The sequence below is a fragment of the Neisseria sp. HMSC066H01 genome, from assembly GCF_001837375.1.
Taxonomy (GTDB): domain Bacteria; phylum Pseudomonadota; class Gammaproteobacteria; order Burkholderiales; family Neisseriaceae; genus Neisseria.
Map to the genome: position 1 here is coordinate 29547 of NZ_KV832194.1, position 25758 is coordinate 55304.

The 25758-nt window shown below is 50.1% G+C and carries 17 protein-coding genes; 7 read left to right on the top strand and 10 right to left on the bottom strand.

The window, feature by feature from the left end:
* Positions 1-40 precede the first annotated feature (40 nt).
* The 4 genes from putA to HMPREF2551_RS04315 form a co-directional block, all read right to left on the bottom strand.
* Complete coding sequence (putA, locus tag HMPREF2551_RS04300; protein ID WP_070837381.1) at positions 41-3646, bottom strand: bifunctional proline dehydrogenase/L-glutamate gamma-semialdehyde dehydrogenase PutA; 3606 nt, start codon at positions 3644-3646, stop codon at positions 41-43.
* A gap of 222 nt (positions 3647-3868) precedes the next feature.
* Positions 3869-5395: a sodium/proline symporter PutP gene (putP, locus tag HMPREF2551_RS04305; protein WP_036493802.1), complete on the bottom strand. Its 1527-nt coding sequence runs from the start codon at positions 5393-5395 to the stop codon at positions 3869-3871.
* A gap of 451 nt (positions 5396-5846) precedes the next feature.
* Positions 5847-6641, bottom strand: a complete 795-nt coding sequence (locus HMPREF2551_RS04310; RefSeq protein ID WP_036493807.1) for a formate/nitrite transporter family protein — start codon at positions 6639-6641, stop codon at positions 5847-5849.
* Between the two features lie 198 nt (positions 6642-6839).
* Positions 6840-9053, bottom strand: coding sequence for a RelA/SpoT family protein (locus tag HMPREF2551_RS04315; protein WP_070837383.1), 2214 nt, complete (start codon positions 9051-9053; stop codon positions 6840-6842).
* Positions 9054-9141: 88 nt separating this feature from the next.
* Here HMPREF2551_RS04315 and grxB point away from each other — a divergent pair, with 88 nt between their 5' ends.
* A complete protein-coding gene (grxB, locus tag HMPREF2551_RS04320; RefSeq protein WP_070837385.1) occupies positions 9142-9852 on the top strand; it encodes a glutaredoxin 2 in 711 nt (236 codons plus the stop codon).
* 60 nt (positions 9853-9912) lie between these two features.
* On the opposite strand, the gene HMPREF2551_RS04325 is transcribed toward grxB, so the two are convergent.
* Genes HMPREF2551_RS04325 through HMPREF2551_RS04335 form a run of 3 tightly spaced genes read right to left on the bottom strand, consistent with a single transcriptional unit; the run spans position 9913 to position 13399 of the window.
* Entirely contained in the window at positions 9913-10431 is a 519-nt protein-coding gene (locus tag HMPREF2551_RS04325) for a PqiC family protein (RefSeq protein WP_070837387.1), read from the bottom strand.
* Positions 10431-12092 carry an intermembrane transport protein PqiB gene (gene pqiB, locus HMPREF2551_RS04330; RefSeq protein ID WP_070837389.1) on the bottom strand — a complete coding sequence of 554 codons (1662 nt, stop codon included), beginning with the start codon at positions 12090-12092 and terminating at the stop codon, positions 10431-10433. Before pqiB ends, HMPREF2551_RS04325 begins: the two co-directional genes overlap by 1 nt.
* Entirely contained in the window at positions 12089-13399 is a 1311-nt protein-coding gene (locus tag HMPREF2551_RS04335; RefSeq protein WP_083323111.1) for a paraquat-inducible protein A, read from the bottom strand. Before HMPREF2551_RS04335 ends, pqiB begins: the two co-directional genes overlap by 4 nt.
* Before the next feature lie 393 nt (positions 13400-13792).
* On the opposite strand from HMPREF2551_RS04335, the gene HMPREF2551_RS04345 reads away from it, so the two are divergent.
* Both HMPREF2551_RS04345 and HMPREF2551_RS04350 read left to right on the top strand, forming a co-directional pair.
* Positions 13793-14416, top strand: coding sequence for a biliverdin-producing heme oxygenase (locus HMPREF2551_RS04345; protein ID WP_003747519.1), 624 nt, complete (start codon positions 13793-13795; stop codon positions 14414-14416).
* Positions 14417-14584: 168 nt separating this feature from the next.
* The gene (locus HMPREF2551_RS04350) at positions 14585-16957 is read left to right on the top strand and encodes a TonB-dependent hemoglobin/transferrin/lactoferrin family receptor (protein WP_070837392.1); all 2373 of its coding nucleotides are present in this window, start codon (positions 14585-14587) and stop codon (positions 16955-16957) included.
* Positions 16958-17034: 77 nt separating this feature from the next.
* Here the strand turns inward: HMPREF2551_RS04350 and mnmC are convergent, their stop codons facing one another.
* Complete coding sequence (gene mnmC, locus HMPREF2551_RS04355; RefSeq protein ID WP_070837394.1) at positions 17035-18645, bottom strand: FAD-dependent 5-carboxymethylaminomethyl-2-thiouridine(34) oxidoreductase MnmC1; 1611 nt, start codon at positions 18643-18645, stop codon at positions 17035-17037.
* Between the two features lie 124 nt (positions 18646-18769).
* On the opposite strand from mnmC, the gene HMPREF2551_RS04360 reads away from it, so the two are divergent.
* Positions 18770-19360, top strand: a complete 591-nt coding sequence (locus HMPREF2551_RS04360; RefSeq protein WP_070837396.1) for a tyrosine-protein phosphatase — start codon at positions 18770-18772, stop codon at positions 19358-19360.
* Between the two features lie 75 nt (positions 19361-19435).
* Here the strand turns inward: HMPREF2551_RS04360 and cysE are convergent, their stop codons facing one another.
* Positions 19436-20254, bottom strand: a complete 819-nt coding sequence (gene cysE, locus HMPREF2551_RS04365; RefSeq protein ID WP_003747509.1) for a serine O-acetyltransferase — start codon at positions 20252-20254, stop codon at positions 19436-19438.
* A 150-nt stretch (positions 20255-20404) separates the two neighbouring features.
* On the opposite strand from cysE, the gene grpE reads away from it, so the two are divergent.
* The 3 genes from grpE (at position 20405) to HMPREF2551_RS04380 (ending at position 23682) form a co-directional block, all read left to right on the top strand.
* Positions 20405-20965, top strand: coding sequence for a nucleotide exchange factor GrpE (grpE, locus tag HMPREF2551_RS04370; RefSeq protein ID WP_003747507.1), 561 nt, complete (start codon positions 20405-20407; stop codon positions 20963-20965).
* 302 nt (positions 20966-21267) lie between these two features.
* Positions 21268-23196, top strand: a complete 1929-nt coding sequence (gene dnaK / locus HMPREF2551_RS04375; protein WP_049348822.1) for a molecular chaperone DnaK — start codon at positions 21268-21270, stop codon at positions 23194-23196.
* Between the two features lie 267 nt (positions 23197-23463).
* A complete protein-coding gene (locus tag HMPREF2551_RS04380) occupies positions 23464-23682 on the top strand; it encodes a hypothetical protein (protein ID WP_070837398.1) in 219 nt (72 codons plus the stop codon).
* A gap of 73 nt (positions 23683-23755) precedes the next feature.
* Here the strand turns inward: HMPREF2551_RS04380 and HMPREF2551_RS04385 are convergent, their stop codons facing one another.
* Positions 23756-25096: a DUF2868 domain-containing protein gene (locus HMPREF2551_RS04385; protein WP_070837400.1), complete on the bottom strand. Its 1341-nt coding sequence runs from the start codon at positions 25094-25096 to the stop codon at positions 23756-23758.
* Positions 25097-25758: the final 662 nt, after the last annotated feature.

Genomic DNA, 25758 nt, shown 5'->3' on the forward strand with positions numbered 1-25758 from the left:
AGGCCGTCTGAATTTCAGACGGCCTTTGATTTGGCTACGATTAGTCGGCAACTGCCATCAGGCTGGCATTACCACCGGCAGCGGTAGTATTGATACTGCAAGAGATTTCTTCAAATACTTGCAGGATGTCCAGACCTTGTTCGGAAGGCAGGATGCGGATAAGCGCACCGTCGCGGCCGGCCAATTCTTGTTTGCGCTCGCTGCTCAAAGGCTCGATGGCGGCAACATGGCTGATGCCTGCTTTTTCAGGTTTGCTGTTGACTTGCAGCAAACCGTCTAAATCGGCAGAGTAGGCAGCCAGTGGGCTGTTTGGCTCAACAACGGTTTGAATGCCTGCGGCAGCCAGCTCGGTCAGAGCAGAGAAGGCTTGCAACAAAGTACCGCCGTGTACCCAAACGTGTTTCGGAGAGCGCCAGCTCAATGAGTTGCGTTCGCCGGTTGGGCCGACCAATACGGTTTCGGCTTTGCGCAGAGTGCGAACTCGCGCGTGACCCAAAGCTGCGGCTGCAGTTTTCTTCTCTTCTGCATTAAACGGCAGTTTGTGAACCAAAGTTTCCAAACGTTTGAGCGCGTCTTCGTCTGCTTGGCCGATACGGCTGAGGGTTGGCGCAACCCATTCAGGAGTGCGAACCAAACGTTGCAGATAGAATGGACCGCCCGCTTTAGGACCGGTACCGGACAAGCCGTGACCGCCGAAAGGCTGTACGCCGACAACGGCACCGACGATGTTGCGGTTAACGTAGATGTTACCGGCTTCGATGCGGTCGCGGATGTGTTCGACAGTACCTTCGATACGGCTGTGTACACCGCTGGTCAAAGCATAGCCTTTGGCGTTGATTTGGTCGATGAGTTGATCCAATTCGTTGGCGCGATAGCGGACAACGTGCAATACCGGACCGAACACTTCGCGTTGCAACTCGTTCAAGTTGTTCAATTCAAACAGGATTGGACGAACAAAAGTAGAGTTGTTGCTATCAACGTCGGCAGCAGTTTTGACTTCGTGGTAAGCCTTCGCTACACCTTTCATTCTGTTGATGTGGGCCAACAGGTTTTGTTGGGCTTCAGCATCGATGGCAGGGCCGATGTCTGTGGTCAGTTGGGTCGGTTTGCCGACAACCAATTCGTCCATTGAGCCTTTGATGATGTTGACCATTTTATCGGCAACATCTTCTTGAACGCACAAGATACGCAGAGCGGAACAACGTTGGCCTGCGCTGTCGAAGGCAGAGTTCAATACGTCGAGGCAGACTTGTTCCGGCAGGGCGGTAGAATCCACAATCATCGCGTTTTGACCACCGGTCTCGGCAATCAGGACAGGGTTGTCGTCGCGTTTGGACAGTGCTTTGTTAATCAGACGCGCTACTTCGGTAGAACCGGTGAAGATGACACCGCCAATGCGGGCATCGCCGGTCAGGGCAGAGCCAACATCACCTGCGCCGAGTACGAGTTGCAGCGCAGAAGTCGGAATACCGGCTTGATGCATCAGGGAAACGGCGTAAGTAGCAATCAGGCTGGTTTGTTCGGCAGGTTTGGCGATAACGGTGTTACCGGCAGCCAATGCAGAAACCACTTCGCCGGTAAAGATGGCCAATGGGAAGTTCCATGGGCTGATGGCAACGATTGCGCCGACAGCTTTGGCATCTTTAGGCAGGGTGTTTTCAGATTCGTTGGCATAGTAGCGGCAGAAGTCAACGGCTTCGCGTACTTCGGCAACGGCGTTGTTCAAGGTTTTACCGGCTTCGCGGACTGCCAGCATCATCAATGCAGGCGTGTGTTGTTCCAACAGGTCGGCAAAACGGCGCAGGCAGTCGGCACGTTCTGAAGCAGGTTTGGCGCTCCACTCAGGCAGGGCGGCAACGGCTGCACCAATCGCTTCTTGAGCCAATGCAGCATCGGCAAAGCTGACGGTACCGACAACATCGTTGTGGTCTGCAGGGTTGCGGACAGGTTGCGCTTCGCATACGTTACGCGCTTCGCCATTGACGATAGAAGCAGCGTGGAAGTCTTCGGAAGAAGCTTGGTTGAGTTTTTCTTGCAGGTTTTGCAATACGGTTTCGTTGCTGAAATCTACGCCTTGAGAGTTCAGGCGGTCTTTGCCATACAAATCGCGTGGCAGAGGCAATGCCGGATGCAGGTGGATGCCTTGTTCGGCGATGGTGTCGAACGGGCTCTTAATCAGGTGGTCGATGCTGATGTTTTCGTCAACGATTTGGTTCACGAAAGAAGAGTTCGCACCGTTTTCCAACAGGCGGCGTACCAAGTAGGCAAGCAGGGTTTCGTGTGTGCCGACTGGGGCATACACGCGTACGCGGCGGCCTAAATTTTGCGGGCCGACCACTTGGTCGTACAGGGTTTCGCCCATGCCGTGCAGACATTGGTGTTCAAAGTCTTTGCCTTTACCCATTTGGTAGATTGCGCCCAAAGTGTAGGCGTTGTGGGTGGCAAATTGTGGGAACACGGCATCTTGCGCATCCAAGAGTTTGCGTGCGCAGGCGAGGTAGGAGATATCGGTGTGGACTTTACGGGTGTAAGTCGGATAGCCTTCCATGCCGTCTACTTGAGCCCATTTCACTTCGCTGTCCCAGTATGCGCCTTTAACCAAACGGATCATCAGTTTTTGGTTGTTGCGGCGGGCCAGGTCGATCAGATAGTCGATAACGAACGGGCAACGTTTTTGGTAGGCCTGAACAACGAAACCGATACCTTTGTAGCCGGCCAAGTCAGGGTCGGAAACCAAAGCTTCCATCAAGTCCAAAGACAATTCAAGACGGTTGGCTTCTTCGGCGTCGATGTTGATACCGATATCGTATTTTTTACCCAAAAGGAACAATTCTTTCAGGCGCGGCAGCAGTTCGCTCATCACGCGTTCGTGTTGGGCGCGTGAGTAGCGTGGGTGGATAGCGGAAAGTTTGACGGAGATACCGTTGCCTTCGTAAACGCCTTGGCCTGCGGCATCTTTACCGATGGCGTGAATGGCTTGGACGTAGTCGTTGTAGTAGCGGTTGGCATCTTCTTCGGTGTAGGCGGCTTCGCCCAACATATCGAAGGAGAAGCGGTAACCCATTTTCTCGCGCTCTTTACCGTTTTGCAGTGCTTCTTCAATGGTTTGACCGGTGACGAACTGTTTGCCCAACAGGCGCATGGCGTAGTTAACACCTTGACGGATCAGAGGGGCGCCGCCTTTGCTGATCAGACGGCTCAATGCGGAACTCATTTGTTTGTCGTTTGTCGCGGTCAGTTTGCCGGTAATCAGCAGACCCCATGCGGCCGCGTTAACGAAGAGGGAAGGGCTGTTGTTCAAGTGGCTTTTCCAGTTGCCTTCAGAGATTTTGTCGGCAATCAGGCGGTCACGGGTGGCATTGTCCGGAATACGCAGCAGGGCTTCGGCCAGACACATCAGTGCAACACCTTCTTCACTGGAGAGGGAAAACTCGTGCATCAAGGCATCTACACCGCTGGCTTTGGTACGGCTGGCACGGACTTGGGTAACCAAACGACGGGCAAGCTCGGAAGCGGCGTTGCGCTCTTCGTCGGTCATCTGTGCACGTTGCAACATATCCTGTACGGCTTCGATTTCATCGCGGCGGTAGGCATCGGTTATCGCTTGGCGCAGAGGAGTTTGTGTTGGAAAAGCAAAGTTAAACATTATTTAAGTTCTCCAGAGGTTTTTTCATGATTTCAGACGGCCTGGATAGGATTGCTAAAACAGGTATTCTGAAGGATAGTAATATCGTAATAAATTTATGATGCGGATACAAGATGCATCCGCATAAATTGCTGTTTTTTCTGATAAGTATCAGATTATTTTGAGACAGTTTATGTCGTAAAAACGGCCTGCACGGAATCATGCAGGCCGTCTGAAAACACCTTATTTAGAGGCGCGGTATTCTGCGTCTGCTTTTTCAAAGCGTTCTTGCAATTCGCGTGAAGGTTTTTTGTCGATCAGGGACACCAAAACAATCACGAGTGTGCAAATGATAAAGCCTGGAACGATTTCATAGACAGTAGTGAAACCTGTTTCTTGTGCGGCCAAAGCAGGTTTTTTGATCCATTCAGCCCAAACCACTACAGTCAGTGCACCTGCAATCATGCCGGAGAGTGCGCCGTAGGCAGTAATGCGTTTCCACAGTACAGACAGGATAACAACCGGGCCGAATGCGGCACCAAAACCTGCCCATGCGTAAGCCACCAAGCCCAATACTTTGCTGTTAGGGTCAGAAGCAATCAGGATGGAAATCACGGCAATCGCCAAAACCATCAGACGGCCAATCCATACCAACTCGGCTTGTTGTGCTTTTTTACGCAGGAAGCCTTTGTAGAAGTCTTCGGTAATCGCGCTGGAGCAAACCAACAATTGGCAAGACAGGGTGGACATTACGGCGGCGAGAATCGCGCTCAAGATGATACCGGCAATCCAAGGGTTGAAAAGCAGGGTGGCCAAAGCGATGAAGATACGTTCGTGGTTGCCGTTCATTTCATCAACGTGGGCAGGGTTGGCACCGAAGTAAGCGATACCGAAGTAGCCGACAGCTACGGCACCGGCCATACACAGAATCATCCAAGTCATACCGATGCGGCGTGCAGAAACCAAGGATTTGGCACTTTCGGCAGCCATGAAGCGGGCCAAAATGTGCGGTTGGCCGAAATAGCCCAAGCCCCAAGCCGCGGTGGAGATAATGCCGATGACGGTCGTTCCGGCAAACAGGCTGCCGTATTCTTTACCGGTAGAAGCGGCAACTTGTTGCATAGCGGCATTCATTTGATCTGCACCACCCAAGCCCAAGTACACCATTACAGGGGTCAGGATCAATGCAAAAATCATCAAAGAAGCCTGCAGGGTATCGGTCCAGCTTACGGCCAAGAAACCACCCAAGAAGGTATAGGCGATGGTTGCGCCGGCACCCAGCCACATGGCTTGATTGTAAGACATACCGTGGAACAGGCTTTGGAACAGGGTAGCACCGGCCACGATGCCTGAAGCACAGTAAATAGTGAAGAAGAACAAGATAATCAGTGCGGAAACCACTTTCATCAAGTGACCGCCGGCACCGAAGCGGTGGAAGAAGTAGTCAGGCAGCGTCAGTGCGTTGTTGGCGTATTCGGTATGCACGCGCAGACGGCCTGCAACCAAAAGCCAGTTGAAGTATGCGCCTACAATCAGACCAATGGCAATCCAAGCTTCATTCAAACCGCTCAGGTAAATGGCACCAGGCAAACCCATCAAGAGCCAACCTGACATATCGGAAGCGCCGGCAGACATTGCAGTCACGAACGGGCCCAAGCTGCGGCCGCCGAGGATGTAGTCGTCGAAGTTGCGGGTTGAAAAATAGGCGGCAAGGCCGATCAGTAATACGGCGACCAAATAGATCGCGAAAGTGATATACATGGGATTCATGTACTTATTCCTCATCTAACTTTTAAAATGGGTTTGAAATTGCAAGCAATTCATACCCAAACTTTTTTCTAATAAAAATACAGCTTAAAAATCCTGTTTTTTGCGAGAGAGACAGGATAAATTATTTTCAAATACAATAAAATACGAAATCTTAATGCATTAAATTGTAAATAATTTAAACCAGCATACCGCAAAAAGTCGCTTTTGCAAAGCGAAGAACTCAGCCTTTATTCGAAATTGATGCCGCCTTTTGGCTAAGTCATTTAAAAACATAAAAATATATAAATTTTTACCGATGATGACGAAGGAAAGTGTGTGAAACTATCTTTCCTGATGTTTTTTGGGGATTAAAGAGAAAAAGTAATTAAACGACTTGGACTTTCAGACGGCCTTGTGCAGAAACCCCGTATCTGTGTCGGGCAGATACGGGGTTTTTAGAAAAAAGGCTACATCAAATAGAAAAATCGTCTTTTAGTAAGTGTTTGTAAGCAAAGAGATAAGAGGCTGCAACAAAGGATGATCCGCCCAGGACGTTGCCTAAGAAAACGGGAATCATGTTGTAGAAAAATTGACCCCAGCTGACATTTGCGCCCGCCCAAATGCCGGCCGGGATGATGAACATATTGGCGACAAAGTGTTGAAAGCCGATTAACACGAAGATCATAACCGGGAACCACATGGCCAAGATTCGTCCTGAAGTATGGCGTGCGCCGAAATAAAACCAGATGCCCATACACACCATCCAGTTACATGCGATGGCGGAAACGAATGCGCGGCCGAAGTCCATATTGACTTTGGCTTCGGCAATGGCAATGGTTTTCGCTGTGGCCGGTCCTTCGGCAAGGCCGACGTAGTGGCCGAGGAAATAGGCCATGGCTACGGCGCCTGCCAGATTGCCCAAGCTGACAATCAGCCAGTTGCGCACCAGTTTGTGGGTGCTGACTCGGCCGGTCAATCTGCCCAAAGCCATAATCATCATATTTCCTGTTGCCAACTCGCCGCCGCCGATTAAGATACAAATCAGTGCGATAGGGAACACGGATGCGCCCAACAGGGCGGCCAGACCGTTCCATTCGGCAGGAATGCCGCTGATGACGCGCAGGCAGGCAAGATAGCCGAAGCCGACATAACCGCCGCCCAAGAAACTCAAAATCACCAACATCTTGATGCTGAATTCAGATTTGGCGCAACTCTTGCCGATGGCGTCCTGCAAAATTTCATGAGGGAACAGGTCTCGGGTATCCATGAAGTTTCCTTAAGGTTAATATAAGAATAAAAATATCTTTCTTTATCATACGGATGGCAAGTTTGCCTGAGAATATGGCGGACAGGAAATAATGGCTGATTGTAAGGATAGAAGCGTAGGTTATATATTGGCAGCCGATGTGTGAAAGGCCGTCTGAAAGCAATACTTTCAGACGGCCTTTAGATGGGGAGATGGAAATTATAAGCGCGTTACGCTTAAAACGCCTTTGATGTCGCCCAGACTGGCTAATACGCGCGGCAGGTCGTTGACTTGGCGGACTTCAAGGGTAAAGCGCATACTGGCTTCCAAATCGCGCGATTGGGTTTGTACCGCGGTGACGTTGAGTTTATGACGCGCCAGCGCATCCGAAACGTCGCGCAGCAAACCGGAGCGGTCTTGAGCGCGGATTTCGACATCGACGGCAAACACTTGTCCTTCCTGCAGGGCTGCCCAGCTTGCGTTCAACACTTTTTCCGGAGCCTGCTCGGCAAGGTGGCGGAAAGAAGGGCAGGTGCAGCGGTGGACGGAAATGCCGCGGTCGCGGGTAACAAAGCCCACAATATCATCGGGCGGCGCGGGTTTGCAGCATTTGGCAAGCGTGGTCATCAGGCCGTCTTCGCCGTCAATCAGAATGCCGTTTTTGCCGCCTTTTTTGATTTTGGACTGTTTGACGATATTGGTCTCGTCAACCGGTACCGGAGCCGGTTCGATCAAAGCGCCGCAGGCCTTACTGATGGCGCGGTTGGAAATTTCGCCCTGACCGATGGCCGTATAGAGTTCGTCGGTTTTTTTGAAGCCGAGTTTTTCCGCCAATGCTTGCAGATTGGGTTTGGGGAAGATTTTTGACAACTGTTTGTCCAGTTGGGCCCGGCCTGTTTCGCGCACGGTATCCGCATTTTGCTGGCGGATGAAGGCACGGATTTTGCTGATGGCGCGGTTGGATTTGACCCAGCCTTCGTAGAGCCAGTTGACGGAAGGATTGCCTTCTTTTGCAGTAATGATTTCAACACGTTGTCCGTTTTCCAAAGGCGTGGACAGTGGCACGATTTGTCCTTCGACTTTTGCACCGCGGCAACGGTCGCCCACGCTGCTGTGCAGGGCGTAGGCAAAGTCGATGGGAGTGGCGCCCGTAGGCAGGGAGAGGACTTTGCCGTGCGGGGTCAAAACATAAATCGTGTCGTTGAAAAGTTCGGTTTTAAAGGCGGCGGCGAGGTCTTCCTTGCCACTTTCGGCCATGTTTTCGCGCCAGTCTAAGAGTTGGCGCAACCAGGCGATTTTCTGTTCGTAGGCGGAATCGCCCTTGCCGCCTTCTTTATAACGCCAGTGGGCGGCGACACCGAATTCGTTGAATTGGTGCATGTCGAAGGTGCGGATTTGGACTTCTACGCCTTTGTCTTCCGGGCCGACGATAACGGTGTGCAAACTTTTGTAGCCGTTGCCTTTCGGGTTGGCGATGTAGTCGTCGAACTCGCCCGGAATCGGCTGCCAGAGACTGTGGACGATACCCAGCGTGGTGTAACACTCGGGAACGGTATCGACCAAAATCCGTACGGCGCGGATGTCGAACAGGCCGTCGAAAGTGAGCTTTTTCTTCACCATTTTTTTGTAAATGGAGTAGATGTGCTTCGGTCTTCCGGCGACTTCAAAATGAATATTGTATTTTTTCAGTTCCGTACGCAGGATATTGAGGAAGTTTTCGATGTATTCGAGGCGCTCGGTGCGCTTTTCGTCCAAAAGCAGGGCGATTTCGCGGTATTTTTCCGGCTCTTGATGGCGGAAGCCCAAATCTTCGAGCTGCCATTTGAGTTGCCACACGCCCAAGCGGTTGGCGAGCGGGGCAAAAATGTCAAGGGTTTCTTTGGCAACGGCGCGTTTTTCAGGATTGTCGGGAACGTTGCTTAAGAATTGCAGGGTGCGCGTGCGCATGGCCAGTTTGATCAGGACGACGCGGATGTCGGTAACCATCGCCAACAGCATTTTACGCATGGTTTCGGCTTGCTGGGCGCGCTCTTCCGGCGTGGCAAGGCTGTCCACGCGTGCGAATTGGGTCAGTTTTTGTACTTCGTCTACGCCTTTGACCAACTCGCAAACGGTGCTGTTGCAGCGTTCGGCAACCAATTCTTGCCAAGTGGGAACGTATTTGCCGATGTCGGACAAAATCGTAGCGGCCACAGCATCGGGCAATAGGTCGAGTTCGCTGACGATTTGCATCGAACCGAGGAAATGTTCCATTAAAGGCTCGCCGTAAGTCGTTAGGGCATCGGCGGGATAATGTTCTTTAGCCAGGTCAAAGGCCGTCTGAATCAGGTTTTTATCGGGATCAGGCAGCGCGGCGATATAGCCGTCGAACCATGCGAGGAGGCCTTCCAGCGTTACGCTCGATGTTTGGGGCGTTTGGCGAATAGTGGTCATGGCGTGCGTTTTTTTCTTTTTGATAAAAACGTTGCCATTGTAACAGTTTATTGCCGGCAGCCCTAGATTTGTATGCAAAGGTGGCGCTATGTTTCAGGAAGCCTTGTTTCAGACGGCCTTGGGTGTTATGGTTAACCGTTTTGAAATTTTAAGGAGTATTTTGATGAAACTGTATATTTACGACCATTGCCCGTTTTGCGTTCGTGCAAGGATGATTTTCGGCTTGCGCGATGTGGCGGTGGAAGAGGTTGTTTTGGCGAACGATGACGAAGCTACGCCGATTGGCATGATTGGCTCAAAACAAGTGCCGATTTTGCAAAAAGAAGATGGTTCGTTTATGGGCGAGAGTTTGGATATTGTCCGTTACATTGATCAAGGCTGTCTGAAAGAAGAAGTTCGTCCAGAAGTGCAGGCTTGGTTGGACAAAGTGGGTGAATACAATAACAAATTGGTACAGCCGCGCATGGTCAAAATCGGCTTGCCTGAATTTGAGACCGATGAGGCGAAACAATACTTTATTGACAAAAAAGAGAAAAATATCGGCAATTTCGAGACTAATCTGAACAAAACGGCGCAGTATCTGGAGCGTCTGCATCAAGACTTGGCCGAACTGGAAACGCTGGTGTGTGAAAGCGAGGGTTTGGGCGGTGAAATCAGTTTGGAAGATATCCTGACTTTCCCTATTTTGCGCAATCTGACCGTTGTGCGCGGTATTCAATGGCCGCAAAAATTGATGGATTATTTGCTGGCGATGAGCGAGCGATCCGGCGTGGCTCTGTATTTTGACCGCGCGTTGTGATGAATGTTTGAAACATAAAAAAGGCCGTCTGAAAATGTTCAGACGGCCTTTCGTTTAAGTTTAATAAGCAATCGTATCGGCAACCTGTGACAAACCGTTTTCCAATGATTCGAGCATGGCGGTATAGCCGTCGCCTTGCTGCGGCGTGATGGCGTTAAACGGTTTGCTGCGTCCGTCCGGCCATTGTGCATAACCACTGATGGTGGTCTGCCCCTGATAGCTGCCTTGGAAGGCTTCGATATAGACTTTTAGGGTTTGGCTGCTTTGGCTGCGTGAAGCAGGGACAAAAGTATGGCGCGGATTGAGGCGGTTGAGCTTGTTGCTGAGGTTGGCCGCCAATGCGCCATCGAGCGGTGCTGCCCAAAGGTGGTTTTTCGCCAGATTCACGTGATAGGCGTCGGTTTGGTAAACGAGGCCGCCGTTGGCAAGCGGTTCGGCAAGGTTGACTTTGACCGCGATTTCATTGCCTTGTGCAGCCGGACGGATGTATTGGCTGTCGGGCAGGACGAAATATTGTGTGCTTTGCGCGGTGCCGCAGGCGGCAAGCGTCAGGGCGGCGACAATCGGGAAGAGGCGCATTATCGGCTTCCTTTCGGGATAGGGTCTTTGCTGCTGCTGTTGAAAATCAGCGCATTGGGTTTTTCTTTCAAAGTATTAATCACGGGTTGAACGTCTTTTAAAGTCTTGTCCAAACTTTGCAGCGTATTTTGTACGTCGCCATAGATAGGCGATTGAGGCGATACGCCTTGCAGGGTTTGACGCAATTCTTTCAGGGTTTGGTTCAACTCGTTCGGAATGTTTTGCGTTTGCGGTTTGCCGACCAGTTTGTCGATGGAGCTTAGGGCAGCATTGGCAGATTTGAGGGTGGATTTGAGTTCGGCAAGCGAGCCGTTCAAGCCGGCAACGGTTTTATCCAATGGCAGATTGTTGAATTTATCTAACAAGTCGGCCACTTTTGCCTGCAAATCATCCAAACCGCCGCCTTGTGTGGCAATGACGGTATCGCCTGCGTAAACAGTATGCGGTCGCAGCTTGGGCGAGGCGGAAGGCTGATCGTTCAACTCAATCATTTTGCTGCCAGTCAGCAGGTTGTTGCTGGAGATGGTGGCAGTCAGACCTTTGTTTAAGGCCGTCTGAAATTGTTGTTTCCAATGCTCTTTGCTTTGCTCGTCGGCATTGATTTCCAAACGGGAAGGCTCGATGCGGATGCGTACGGGAATCCAGCCGTTTTCAAACAAATGCAGGCTGTCGTTGCGGTCGAAATAAGGAACGTCGGAAACCACGCCGACATTCAGGCCTTTGTATTCGACGGGCGAACCGGCGGTCAGGCCGCGTACGGATTGTTTGAAAAATGCAGTGTAATACAGTGAGCGGTCATCAGGCAGGTTGGCGACTTCGCTGCGGCTGTCATAAAGCGTGAAGCTGTCTTCGCTTTTGACGTTTTTACTGTTTTTGGTTTTCGGCGAATCAAACGAAATCGCGCCTGACAGCAGGGCAGGCAGAGGGGCGGAGTTGAGTTTGACGCCGCTGCCTGTGGTTTCGATATTGATGCCGTTCTCCAACCAGAAACGGCTTTCCGAATTAATCAGTTTGTCGTTGGGGCTTTGGATGAAAATGGTGTAATGCACACTTTGGTCGGACGGGTCGAAATGCGCGCTTTCTACTTGGCCGACCATAAAGTTTTCATACAGAATCGGGCTGCTGGCATTGAGGATGCGGTCGTTTTTACCAACTAAATTCAGGCGCAGGCCGCTTTGGCCGATGGCGGCAATCGGCGGAATGTCCTGCACGACAAACACATCTTGGGTTTCGCTGCTTTTGCCCGGCGTAAATGCGATATAGGAGCCGGAAAGCAAAGTGCCCAAACCGGTAACGCCGCTTTGGTCGATACGCGGTTTGACCACCCAAAATTGGGTATCGCTGCGGATAAGGTCTTTGGCATCAGCGCTGAGTTGGGCGGTAACTTCCACTCCTTTTTGGTCGTCGCGTAATTTGATGCGGGTAACGTGTCCGACATCGACGTTCAACACTTTAATAATGGTGTTGTTGACTTCGATGCCTTCGGCGCTGTCCATCAACAGCGTAACGACAGGGCCGCGGTTGCGGATGTCTTTAACCAAAAGCCAGCCGCCGGCAATCAGCGCAATTAGCGGAATCAACCACACGACAGACGTGAAGACATTGGTTTTCTTGACACGCGCCGGGGCGTGATAATTGGGTGAAGAATCGTGTTTTTTCATTGTTTTAAGGTCTGGTCAGAATCAAGGCCGTCTGAAAGCTGCTGTTGCTTGTCCCAAATCAGACGGGGATCGAAATAATAGGCCGAAAGCATGGTCAAAATAACGACCAGGCAGAAATAAACCGCCGCACCACCCGGCACGACGCGCGCCATATTGGTGTGGAACGAACTCATCAAAATAATAATCACAAAAATATCGATCATCGACCAGCGGCCGATGGATTCGGTAATCCGATACAAAACCGACATCTTGTCCGCGCTCATCATGGGTTTGAAGTATGCGGAATAAATCAAAACCGCCATCGCGATAATCTTCAATACCGGCACCATGATGCTCGCGCTGAAAATAATCACCGCAATCAACCGGTCGCCGTCGTCCCACATATACACAATGCCGTTGAAAATTGTATTGATCTCCAAAGCCGTCGGGTTGGACGAAATCATAATCGGCAGGATGTTGGCAGGGAAATACAGGATAAACGCCGCCACTAAAAACGCCAGCGAAATGCTCAGGCTTTTCGGGCGGCGGCGGTATAAGTCCGCACCGCAAACGCCGCAAGGCTGCTCGTTTTTATCGCGGAAATACAGGCAGCGGCTGCAACAGATTTTGTCTTCAGAGGCCGTCTGAACCGCATGGCCGCCGGTTAAACGGTGAATCTTATAATAAACCCAATGCTGCGGAATCGATACCGAAGTCCGAATCAGCATGACCGACAGCGGAAACATCAGATAAAACGCCGAGCCGAACTCTACCGTAGCAACGGACGAGAGCTTGATATACGCCACCAAAGTGGAAATGAAAAACACATCCACCATAATCCAATGACGCAGCCGCACCAATACACGCGTCGCAAAGCGCAGCGCAGGGTAGGCCTTTTCGCGTATCAAAGCCGTATAAACATACAGGCAGAGCAGTAAAAACAATAAAGGCGCACCGAAAGTAAGGATAAACATCACTTCCGCCAGAAAACCGTAATCCAGCGAAATTAAAAGCCGCATCATTTGTGGTAGCGACAAAATCGATGTTACGCCGAACAAATCGACGCGGATATACACCATATTGTACGCAAACGCCATCAGAATCAAGGTTGTCAGCGCATAGGCGATCGGCGCGATATACGGATTGTTTTCCACCTCCACGATTTCATGGTTGCATACCGGACAATGCGCTTCCTGCCCCTGACGCAGGCGCGGAATATCCATACGGCAGCCGCAATCCGGGCATTCCACCGTATGTGCAGGCAGCGTCGCATCAGGAAGATAAGACTTGTAGCGCCACCAGCGATGGTAGGCAGGAATCCGTTTCATGGTTCGGCAGGGGGTAAAGAAGGTGCAAAGAGTGTCGCATTATAAAGGAAAACAGCAGGATAGCCCAAATTTAGCAGATATTTGGTTGAATGGCGGCTGCTTCATAAGAAGGCCGTCTGAAAAGGCAGCAAAGGTTTTAGAAGACACTGGCTATGGGCCGTTAGATTTTATTAATAAGACCCAATTGAATTTATTGTCATTGAAATAGAAATGATATATATTATATTTAAAAAAGATGAGACTTATTGAATTGCAAAAGGCACGCCAACACTGAGCCGGAAGCATTTAAAAAGTTACATTCTTTGTTTTTAAAACGATTCTTTTCAAATTAGACGGTATTTTTAACCATAAAGGCCGTCTGAAACCGTTTGTCCTCTATTCAAAGGAAACATCATGAGTGAAACACAAGAGCTGACTTTCGCCAAACGCTTGAAAGAACAAACCACAGTTACACACGACAGCGTTGATAACTTGGTTATGTTTGTTCAGCCTTTCGTCAGCAAAGAAAACTACATCAAATTTTTGAAACTCCAATCAGTTTTCCACAAAGCTGTTGATCACATCTATAAAGATGCTGAATTAAACAAAGCCATTCCAGAGCTTGAATACATGGCGCGTTACGATGCTGTGACTCAAGACCTGAAAGACTTGGGCGAAGAGCCTTACAAATTCGACAAAGAATTGCCGCATGAAACAGGCAATAAAGCCATCGGCTGGCTCTATTGCGCCGAAGGTTCAAATTTAGGTGCCGCTTTCTTGTTCAAACACGCTCAAAAACTCGAATACAACGGCGAACATGGCGCACGTCACCTGGCCCCGCATCCCAACGGCCGCGGCAAACACTGGCGCGCCTTCGTCGAGCACCTGAATGCCCTGAATTTAACTCCGGAAGCAGAAGCAGAAGCCATTCAAGGCGCGCAGGAAGCGTTTGCCTTCTATAAAGTGATTCTGCGTGAAACCTTCGGTTTGCCGGAAGGCACAGAAGCCCCCGAAGGCATGACGCCGCACAGACATTAAAAATAATGAAACAAACAAGGTCTCGGCATGGATGTTTGCAGAGACCTTTAATTACACGACACAGATTTAGTTGTACGGGTTGCTGTCTTATTAATCATTAATGATTATCAGAATTTTTTTATGCATTAACTGATGGATGAACAATCCATTACATCTTGAGTTGATAATATGAAACCATTACAAATGCTCCCTATTGCTGCGCTGGTCGGCAGTATTTTCGGCAATCCAGTCTTGGCAGCGGATGAAGCTGCAACCGAAACCACACCCGTTAAAGCAGAGATAAAAGAAGTCCGCGTTAAAGGCCAGCGTAATGCGCCTGCAACCGTGGAACGTGTCAACCTCGGTCGCATTCAACAGGAAATGATACGCGACAACAAAGACTTGGTGCGTTACTCCACCGATGTCGGCCTGAGCGACAGCGGCCGCCATCAAAAAGGCTTTGCTGTGCGCGGCGTGGAAGGCAACCGTGTCGGTGTCAGCATTGACGGCGTGAGCCTGCCTGATTCGGAAGAAAACTCACTGTATGCCCGTTATGGCAACTTCAATAGTTCGCGCCTGTCCATCGACCCCGAACTCGTGCGCAACATTGAAATCGTGAAGGGCGCTGACTCTTTCAATACCGGCAGCGGCGCATTGGGTGGCGGCGTGAATTACCAAACCCTGCAAGGCCATGATTTGCTGTTGCCTGAGCGTCAGTTCGGCGTGATGATGAAAAACGGTTACAGCAGCCGCAACCGCGAATGGACAAATACACTTGGTTTCGGCGTGAGCAACGACCGCGTGGATGCTGCTTTGCTGTATTCGCAACGTCGCGGTCATGAGACCGAAAGTGCGGGCGAGCGTGGCTATCCGGTAGAGGGTGCCGGCAGCGGAGCGAATATCCGTGGTTCTGCGCGCGGTATTCCTGATCCGTCCAAACATAAATACCACAGCTTCTTGGGTAAGATTGCTTATCAAATCAACGACAACCACCGTATCGGCGCATCGCTCAACGGTCAGCAGGGCCACAATTACACGACTGAAGAGTCTTATAACCTGACCGCTTCTTCTTGGCGCGAAGCCGACGACGTAAACAGACGGCGCAATGCCAACCTGTTTTACGAGTGGACGCCCGATTCGAATTGGTTGTCGTTGTTGAAAGCGGACTTCGATTATCAGAAAACCAAAGTAGCGGCGGTTAACAACAAAGGCTCGTTCCCGATAGATTATTCCACCTGGACGCGCAACTACAACCAGAAGGATTTGGACGAAATCTACAACCGCAGCATGGATACAACCTTCAAACGCATTACGCTGCGTATGGACAGCCAGCCGTTGCAACTGGGCGGGCAACACCGCCTGTCGTTTAAAACATTTGCCAGCCAACGTGAGTTTGAAAACTTAAACCGCGACGATTACTACTTCAGCGGCCGTATTTTGCGCACGACCAGCTCGATTCAACACCCTGTGAAAACCACCAACTATGGTTTCTCGCTGTCTGACCAAATCCAATGGAACGACGTGTTCAGTAGCCGCGCAGGTATCCGTTACGACTACACCAAAATGACGCCGCAGCAACTGAATGCCGAGTGTCATGCTTGTGACAAAACACCACCTGCAGCCAACACTTATAAAGGCTGGAGCGGTTTTGTCGGCTTGGCTGCACAGCTGAGTCAGACATGGCGTTTGGGTTACGATGTAACTTCCGGTTTCCGCGTGCCGAATGCGTCTGAAGTGTATTTCACTTACAACCACGGCTCAGGTACCTGGTTGCCTAATCCGAACCTGAAAGCCGAGCGCAGCACCACCCATACCCTTTCTCTGCAAGGCCGCAGCGAAAAAGGTACTTTGGATGCCAACCTGTATCAAAGCAATTACCGCAACTTCTTGTCTGAAGAGCAGAAGCTGACCACCAGTGGCGATGTCGGCTGTACTCAGATGAATTACTACTATGGTATTTGTAGCAATCCTTATTCCGAAAAACTGGAATGGCAGATGCAAAACATCGACAAGGCCCGAATCCGTGGTCTTGAGCTGACAGGCCGTCTGAATTTAGGTCAAGTGGTTTCTTTTGTACCTGAAGGCTGGAAATTGTTTGGTTCTGTCGGTTACGCGAAGAGCAAACTGTCAGGCAACAACAGCCTGCTGTCCACTCAGCCTCTGAAAGTGATTGCCGGTGTCGATTACGAAAGCCCAAGCGAAAAATGGGGTGTGTTCTCCCGCCTGACTTATTTGGGTGCGAAAAAAGCCAAAGACGCTCAATATACCGTGTTTGAAAACACTGGTTGGGGTACGCCTTTGCAAGAAAAAGTAGTAGATTACCCATGGCTGAACAAATCGGCTTATGTGTTTGATATGTACGGCTTCTACAAACCGGCTAAAAACCTGACTTTGCGTGCCGGCGTGTACAATGTATTCAACCGCAAATACACCACTTGGGACTCCCTGCGCGGTCTGTACAGCTACAGCACCACCAACGGCGTTGACCGCGATGGCAAAGGCTTAGACCGCTACCGCGCGCCCGGCCGCAATTACGCCGTATCGCTGGAATGGAAATTCTAAGTAGTTAACGGGTAGCTAAAGGCCGTCTGAAAGTTTTGATGACTTTCAGACGGCCTTTTTTAGTTAAAACGAAATTTTTAAACGGATAACAACGGCTGCTGCCGAACAATCGCGCGGATGATGGCGCGGTTGGGGTGTAGCGCGGTTCTCAGCCTTTGTGATAGCGGATGCGGCAAGCCGAGTATTTCGGCTGCAATGGCAGCGGCGCAGATGGGGGCTGTCGCCAGGCCGCGTGTGCCGTGTGCCGTATTGATGTAGGCATGGGGCAGGTAAGGGCAGGGAATATTGTCGAGGCGGTAGTTTTTGTCCAATGCCAGTTTGGCGTAGGCGGACTGCATGGCGGCGATGTCGCTGAGTGCGCCGACAACGGGCAAGTGGTCGAGGCTGTCGCAACGCAGGGCGGCATGGCCTTGTGTGGATTGGAGCGGGGGAGTTTGCAGGCCGTCTGAAAATAGGGATTGTGCCAATGGCGGATTGAGTTGTTGCAAGGCGGAGCGGTTGTCGGCTTCTTCGTGCGGATACCAAGTTTCATCGTTGCTGTTGAGGACAAATGTCGCGCCGTAGCAGTGGCTGCCTTGCCAGCTCGGGCTGATGTAGCTTTCGCCGGAAATGGCGCAACGCAGCTTTTGTGAAAACGGGCTGGCGGACACAACGCCGGTTTGACCGCGGATTTGGCGGAAAGGCAGGGCGGAGACGTTGGTGTCGGCGGCAGTCGGGCTGTGTGCGCCCATACAATAAACGATATGGCTGGCGTTGAAATGAGCGTTTGGCGTGTGTGCCGTCCATTGTGCGCCGTCATGCGATACGGCGGTCAGCGGCGAGTGTTCGTGTAACTCGATCAGCGGATGGTTCAATAAGGCATGCACGACGGCGGGCGGATTCAGCCATACGCCTTGCGGCCAGTAAAGGCCGTCTGAAAATACGTCTATGCCTGCGATAGATGCAGCCTCTCCGGCAGATACGCTGCGGTAGAGGTGTTTATGCTGGTGTTGCAAACCCAAGGCCTGATTGCGTTTGCGTTCGCTGTCGTCAAAATTCAAATGCAATACGCCGTCTCCGCCCCATACGTCGGAATCGGGCAGCAAGTCTTCCAGCAATCGGCGCGTGTAGCCGTAGCCTGTCAGCAGCAGCTCGGTTTGTTCGGTATCGTGCGGTGAGATTTTGGCGTAGAGCAAGCCTTGGCGGTTGCCGCTGCCTGCCTGCGCTGCTTTTCCGGCCTCTAAAACGGTAACGCGTACGCCGTGTTCCGCCAGTTTGCGTGCGGTCGCTGCGCCGGCAATGCCTGCGCCGATAATCAGGACGTGTTCGGGCGCGGCTTGATGTTCAGGCCGTCTGAACCAAGGTTTTAGGGGAGTTGGGGTGGATTGGGGTATGGCTTCGGTTTGCCATTCGATATGAGGGAAATGTTCGTGCAAGCAGTCGGCGCGGTGTGGCGGAACCAGCCAAAGGTGCACGTCAGGCAAGAGGTTTTCTAAAACATTGACGCTGTTGAACTGAAGGCATTTCATGGCTTGAACGAGGCGGCTGTTCAGACGGCCTTCAAGCTCGGAGGGATGATTCGATAATGGAAAATCGGGAATATGGTTTTCAGGCAGGCAGACAATCAAATAAAGCGGCGCGGTATGTTGTTCGATGGCGCGGCAAAGGGTAGCAAGGGAAGGTGTGGTGTTCCAAGCAAGGCAGGTCATGATGAAAGGCCGTCTGAAAAAAGAGGCTTTATTGTAACGCGGTTTGCGCGGATAGAATATCCGGACGGGTTTTGATAAAATCTTTCGATATTTGTTTTCCCATTGATTTTCATACAGGAATTTTATGCGCCGTCTTTTATTGTGCCTTCTCGCTTCCGGCTTGCCCATCGCTTGCTCGTCCGCGCCGCCGGATAACGGCGGCAAAGCCTTTCAGTCCGAACGGTGGGCAACACCCATTAAACACGATGTCAACCTTTATCGCATCGATGACAAGCTTTACCGCAGTGAGCAGCCCGTTGCCGAAGATGGCGAAGCCATTGTCAAGCTGGGCATTCAAAGCGTGATCAACCTGCGCTTTTTCGACCGCAACGATGACGACCATTTGAAAGCGTATGGTTTGACCTTGCTAAACCGTCCGTTGCTGTCATGGAGCATTAAGCCGAAAGAGATTGCGGAAATCCTATACCTGATTGAAAAACAACAGCAAAACGGCGCGGTACTTATCCATTGTTATCACGGCGCGGACCGTACCGGTTTGATTGCCGGAATGTACCGCATCATTTATCAAGGCTGGCCGGTGGAAGAGGCAAAAGCCGAAATGCAACACGGTCCTTACGGTTATCACAGCATTTGGAAAAACATTGCCAAGCTGTTTACCGAAGAGAAAGTCAAGCAGGTTAAAACGCACTTGGAAGCCTTGCGCAAACGCGGTTGACGCCAAGATTTAAAATCATAAAAAGGCCGTCTGAAAGATTTGTTTTTTCAGACGGCCTTTTTAATGGCAGACGGTTTAAATCACAAAATCCGTAGATGATAATTGAATGCTTTGATCCATATCGGCAGAAGGGGTTTTGGAAGAGCGGCCGACCGGTTTGGCCGGTACGCCGACAACGGTAATTGAAGACGGTACGTCGGCAACCACCACGCTGCCTGCGCCGATTTTGGCATTTTTGCCGATGCGGATGTTGCCCAATATCGAAGCGTTCGCACCAATCATCACGCCGTCGCCGATTTTCGGGTGGCGGTCGCCGCTTTCTTTGCCCGAGCCGCCCAGCGTTACGCCGTGGAGGATGGAAATATTGTTACCCAAGACGGCGGTTTCGCCCGCGACAAAACCGGTGGCATGGTCGAGCATTAAACCATGACCGAAACGCGCAGCCGGGTGGATATCGACGCCGAACACTTCCGACATGCGGTTTTGCAGGAAATACGCCAGCGTTTTGCGGCCGTTTTGATAGAGCCAGTGGTTGATGCGGTGCGCCTGTACGGCGTGGAAACCTTTGAAATACAACAGCGGCAGCGAATATTCATCACAAGCCGGGTCGCGCTCGTAAATGGCTTTCAAGTCGGCCTCGACACATTTGCTGATGCGGGTGTCCGCACTTAAAGCCTGCTGATAAATTTCAAACAGCGCGCGCACGTCCATAATCGGACTGCCGAGCTTGCTGGAAAGATGGTAGGCCAATACCGAATCGAGAGACTGGTGGCGCAATACGGTTTGATGCAGGAAGCTCGCCAGCATCGGCTCGGCCGCGGCGGCGGCTTCGGTTTCTTCGCGGATGGTGTGCCACAGATTAAAATCAGTTGAATTCAAATGGTCTTTTTTCATGTTTGAGGCCGTCTGAAGAATACAATCAGATGGTTATCTTACCGTTTTCCAACGTATTTTAACAAGGCATTTGATAATCGGCATTCAAATGCTTGAAGTTTTTTCAGACGGCCTTATATATGAAACATCGAATATCAACACGCTAAAAGGATGTCAGAAATGACGGAGCATAACGAACAACATCAACACGAAGCAGAAGAAGCGGCAGCCGTAGAAACTGCCGAAACCGTTGAAACCGAACAAGCCGAACCGACTTACGAAGAACTTCAGGCGCGTGTCGCCGAGTTGGAAGGCCAGCTCAAAGACAGTGAATTGCGCGGTCTGGCAAACGAGCAAAACCTGCGCCGTCGCCATCAGCAGGAAATCGCTGATACCCATAAATTCGCCGGACAAAAATTTGCAGCAGAAATGTTGCCGGTTAAAGATTATCTCGAAATGGCGCTGCTGGACCAAAGCGGCAATTTCGATGCGCTGAAAATGGGCGTGCAAATGACTTTGAACGAGCTGCAAAAAGCGTTTGATGCCACCCATATTAAAGAAATCAACCCGCAGCCGGGCGACAAACTTGATCCGCACCAACATCAAGCGATGCAGGCAGTCGTCAGCGAGCAAGAGCCGAATACCATCGTCAGCGTGATGAAAAAAGGTTATACATTGGCCGACCGCGTGCTGCGTCCTGCAATGGTTGTTGTGGCGAAAAAAGAAGATTGAAGGCATCGCTTGATAAAGTTTATCAAGCATAAAATCTTCAGACGGCCTTATCCGGTTTCAAAACCCGATGTTCCGCTATTGGAAAATCATTCTGATAAACCGGAATCGGAAAATGAAAACCGGGCCGTCTGAAAAAAGAATAAACGGCTTGTGGATAAATAAATCAAGCACTTGAATTTAATCTTAAAAAAAATTCAAAATAGGCCTTGAAAAAAAATGAAGCAACCCTATTTACAAGCCATCGGAACGAAATGTTCCACAGGATTATTAATTAAGAAAAGTTTATTTAGGAGCAACATAATATGGCAAAAGTAATCGGTATTGACTTAGGTACAACCAACTCTTGTTTGGCCATTTCTGAAAACGGTCAAACCAAAGTAATCGAAAACGCAGAAGGCGCACGCACCACTCCTTCCGTTATCGCTTATTTGGACGGCGGCGAAATCCTCGTCGGCGCGCCAGCAAAACGCCAAGCGGTAACCAACGCTAAAAACACTATTTACGCCGCCAAACGTTTGATCGGCCACAAATTTGAAGACAAAGAAGTACAACGCGACATTGAATCCATGCCTTTTGAAATCATCAAAGCCAACAACGGCGACGCATGGGTAAAAGCACAAGGCAAAGAGCTGTCTCCTCCTCAAATTTCCGCAGAAGTTTTGCGTAAAATGAAAGAAGCAGCCGAGGCTTACTTGGGCGAAAAAGTAACCGAAGCCGTGATTACCGTTCCTGCCTACTTCAACGACAGCCAACGTCAAGCAACTAAAGACGCAGGCCGTATCGCAGGTTTGGAAGTAAAACGCATCATCAACGAACCGACCGCAGCCGCTTTGGCATTCGGTATGGACAAAGGCGACAGCAAAGACCGTAAAATTGCCGTGTATGACTTGGGTGGCGGTACTTTCGATATTTCCATCATCGAAATTGCCAACATCGACGGCGACAAACAATTCGAAGTATTGGCAACCAACGGCGACACCTTCTTGGGCGGCGAAGACTTCGACCAACGCTTGATCGACTACATCATTGACGAGTTCAAAAAAGAACAAGGCATTGATTTGAAACAAGACGTCATGGCTCTGCAACGCCTGAAAGAAGCTGCCGAGAAAGCCAAAATCGAATTGTCCAGCGGTCAGCAAACCGAAATCAACCTGCCGTACATTACTATGGACGCAACCGGTCCGAAACACTTGGCCATGAAAATTACCCGTGCCAAATTTGAAAGCTTGGTTGAAGATTTGATCCAACGTTCTATCGAGCCTTGCAAAATCGCATTGAAAGATGCCGGCTTGAGCACCAGCGACATCGACGACGTGATTTTGGTCGGCGGTCAAAGCCGTATGCCGAAAGTACAAGAAGCCGTTCGAGACTTCTTCGGCAAAGAGCCTCGCAAAGACGTGAACCCTGACGAAGCCGTTGCCGTAGGTGCAGCGATTCAAGGCGAAGTATTGAGCGGCGGCCGCAGCGACGTATTGCTGCTGGACGTAACCCCTCTGTCCTTGGGTATCGAAACCATGGGCGGCGTGATGACCAAGCTGATTCAAAAGAACACTACTATTCCGACTAAAGCGTCTCAAGTGTTCTCTACTGCCGAAGACAACCAAAGCGCGGTAACCATCCATGTGCTGCAAGGCGAACGCGAACGCGCTTCTGCCAACAAGTCTTTGGGTCAGTTCAACTTGACCGACATCGCACCTGCACCACGCGGTATGCCACAAATTGAAGTTACTTTCGACATCGATGCCAACGGTATCCTGCACGTTTCTGCCAAAGACAAAGGCACCGGCAAAGCCGCCAACATCACCATCCAAGGTTCTTCCGGTTTGAGCGAAGAAGAAATCGAACGCATGGTGAAAGATGCCGAAGCCAACGCTGAAGAAGATAAAAAACTGACTGAATTGGTCGCTTCACGCAACCAAGCCGAAGCTCTGATTCACTCCGTGAAAAAATCTTTGGCTGACTATGGCGACAAACTCGACGCGGCTGAGAAAGAAAAAATCGAAGCTGCGTTGAAAGAAGCTGAAGAAGCCGTTAAAGGCGACGACAAAGCCGCTATCGATGCTAAAGCCGAAGCTTTGGGTACAGCCAGCCAAAAACTGGGCGAAATGGTTTACGCTCAAGCGCAAGCCGAAGCACAAGCAGGCGAGGGCGCACAAGCCGAGTCTTCTGCTAAGAAAGACGACGACGTTGTAGATGCCGACTTTGAAGAAGTAAAAGACGACAAAAAATAATTGATGCCGTCTGAAAAAAGCGCGAATCGAAAGGTTCGCGCTTTTTGTCGTTTGGGAAATGTGTAAAGACGCTTTGTCAAAATTGACGGTAAACTTTCAAAACCTTGCTACATCATTGTGTTGCCATACTTCTATTGCCAAAATTTGAACAGATTTCGCCGAATGCTGACAGTAGCTGGCAGTCAAAGCCATTAATATCTGTCCATCGCTTGAGTGCGAATAAATGCTTATTTTTACCTCAAATCAACCTCTTGAAAGAAGATAAATATGAAAAAACTGATTCAAATGACCTCTTTGATAGTTGCCGCTGCCGGTTTGGTCTTGGCACCAGTCGCTTCTGCGCATGGCAAACACGACATGCATCCGAAACAAGAGCGTATGCACGAAAAAGCCAAACCGCAAAAAATGAAAAAACCTGCACCAAAAGCCAAACACCACGCAGCCAAGCCCAAACATCATCAAGAGCATCACCACGAACCTCATTAAGATGAATCCTCAACAATAAATAAGGCCGTCTGAAACCCAAACATCAGGTTTCAGACGGCCTTCGGTTTATCTGTCAAATAGCGCTTTGCCGTTTTTCTTGTGCCAAACGGGTCGGCTCCAGCCAGGCAATGTTTCTTTCTGCCAGCGCATCGCGCCAATAATCCAGTTTGGTATCCAAATCTTCAGAGAAACTGTCTTGATTCAAAAGCTGAATGATAACGCCGCCATCCGTAGCTTCGGCCAAGCGGCTGATTTGACGCAAAATGCCGCGGTCGGGAACAGTTTGCGTGCGTACGCCGATGAGAAGTTGCGCCGGAGTTTGTTTCAATTCGGCTTCCAATTGTTCCAAATCTTTTCTGCCGACGACTACGCCTTTGTCTATCCACTCTTGCGCCAAAACGCCGGAAAACCAAAGCGGATCAGGCCATTCCGTTTCCAGTGTAACAGCCCATTTGGGCGCATTGTTCAGCGTAATTTTAGATGAAACGGGAACGATGTTTTCCTGAAAATCATCGGCATCAACAATCTTCGTCTGCCATGTGCGGAGAATGTTTTGATAGTAGGGCTGATTCAGATCCAAACGTTCGTGCAGGGTTTTTAAAGTAATCTTGCAAGCCAGCCAAGCAATCAAGCGAGGCAGAATGCCATAGCAGATAATGCTGCCGATGAGTAAACCCGCCCAAGCGCGTGCATCTTCGATATGATTGTTCAGACGGCCTGCAATTACGGCCTGACTGTCGGGAACAGGAAAGCCCAAACGTTCCGGCAGCCATGACAAAGCCTCAACCGTTTTTACCAATGCCGTATTGCTTAAAAGCGTACTTTCCCAGTTGAACGTATATTGACGCACCAAAAGCAGCAGCAAAACAGAAACCAACATCCCCGACAGCGTACAAAGCCACAGACTGTGTGAGGTTGCGCCAATTAGCCAACGCGTTTGCGGTTTGCGCCATTCGCCCATATAAAGCCGCAAAATTGCCTGATTGACCGGGTCTTTACCTCGGAACCAAGTTGCCGGACTGCTGATAAAGTGCACATTTTTCAAACGCAGGAATAAAGTCGCCAGCCACACCAGCAGCATGACCGTATTCATGCCCAAAATCCCGGCCAACACCAGAAAAAAGTTCAGCCCCTGATGGTCCATCAACAGATAAGTGCTGGAAAAACCGACCGTAAACAACAACGTCGCCGCAACAATCCAAAGCCAAAACGAGCCTGTCTCCACCTGTTGCAACACATATTTCAAATGCTGGTCGCGGTCAATAATTTGAGCGCGGCGTATCAGTTTTTCCTCATTGCCGCCGTCAATATGTCGCAACGCTTCCGTCGCCTGTACAGGATCTCCCGGAAAAATATAGGCACGCTCTTCAAGGATACGGACCAATTCGACAAGTTTTTGCGATGGATTCAACATAAATGATAGGCCGTCTGAAAGATAAAATGGAAACGTCTGTTATACCCCCAAATAAACCCCTTTTTTGCAAAGGTCAAAAAATAATTTAGCAGTCTAGTGCCGGTCATTATAACTTTTTTTGGTGCGTGTTGTTATTTGAGTGATTAGGCCGGCGGCTTCCATCTCAAATTTAAAACGCTATATATATATATATATATATACAAATGCACTGGTTACTCTGGTTACCTGGTTACCAGCCCCTAAAAACCTTTATAAATCAACGATAATGCGGTAACCAGTTATGCTATATGAATTGGTTACCGCTGCCGGTTAAGTGGTTACCCGCCGTTTTTCGCTTTCTTTTTATGGACTCTAAAAATTCAAGGGGCTGCATGATTATGCGCTTATTGGTATAAAAAACATTAAAAAACATGGGTGTAGTCATATGAATACACCATTATTACGCGCGGGCGCGCGCGTATTGGTGTCGAAATTATTTATTCCACTGCCTGCCTTTTGGGTAGATATGGCGTAAATAGGCTAAAATTGCGCCGTAAGCGTGTTTCGTTGATTTGGTAGGGTAGGGTATAGGGAAAGGGTTGAACAGCCCTAATTTTTGAGATTTAGGGGCTTCCTGTCGATTTTATGCTTTATAAGTAGGTCTGCTTGAATGTTTGGACGTA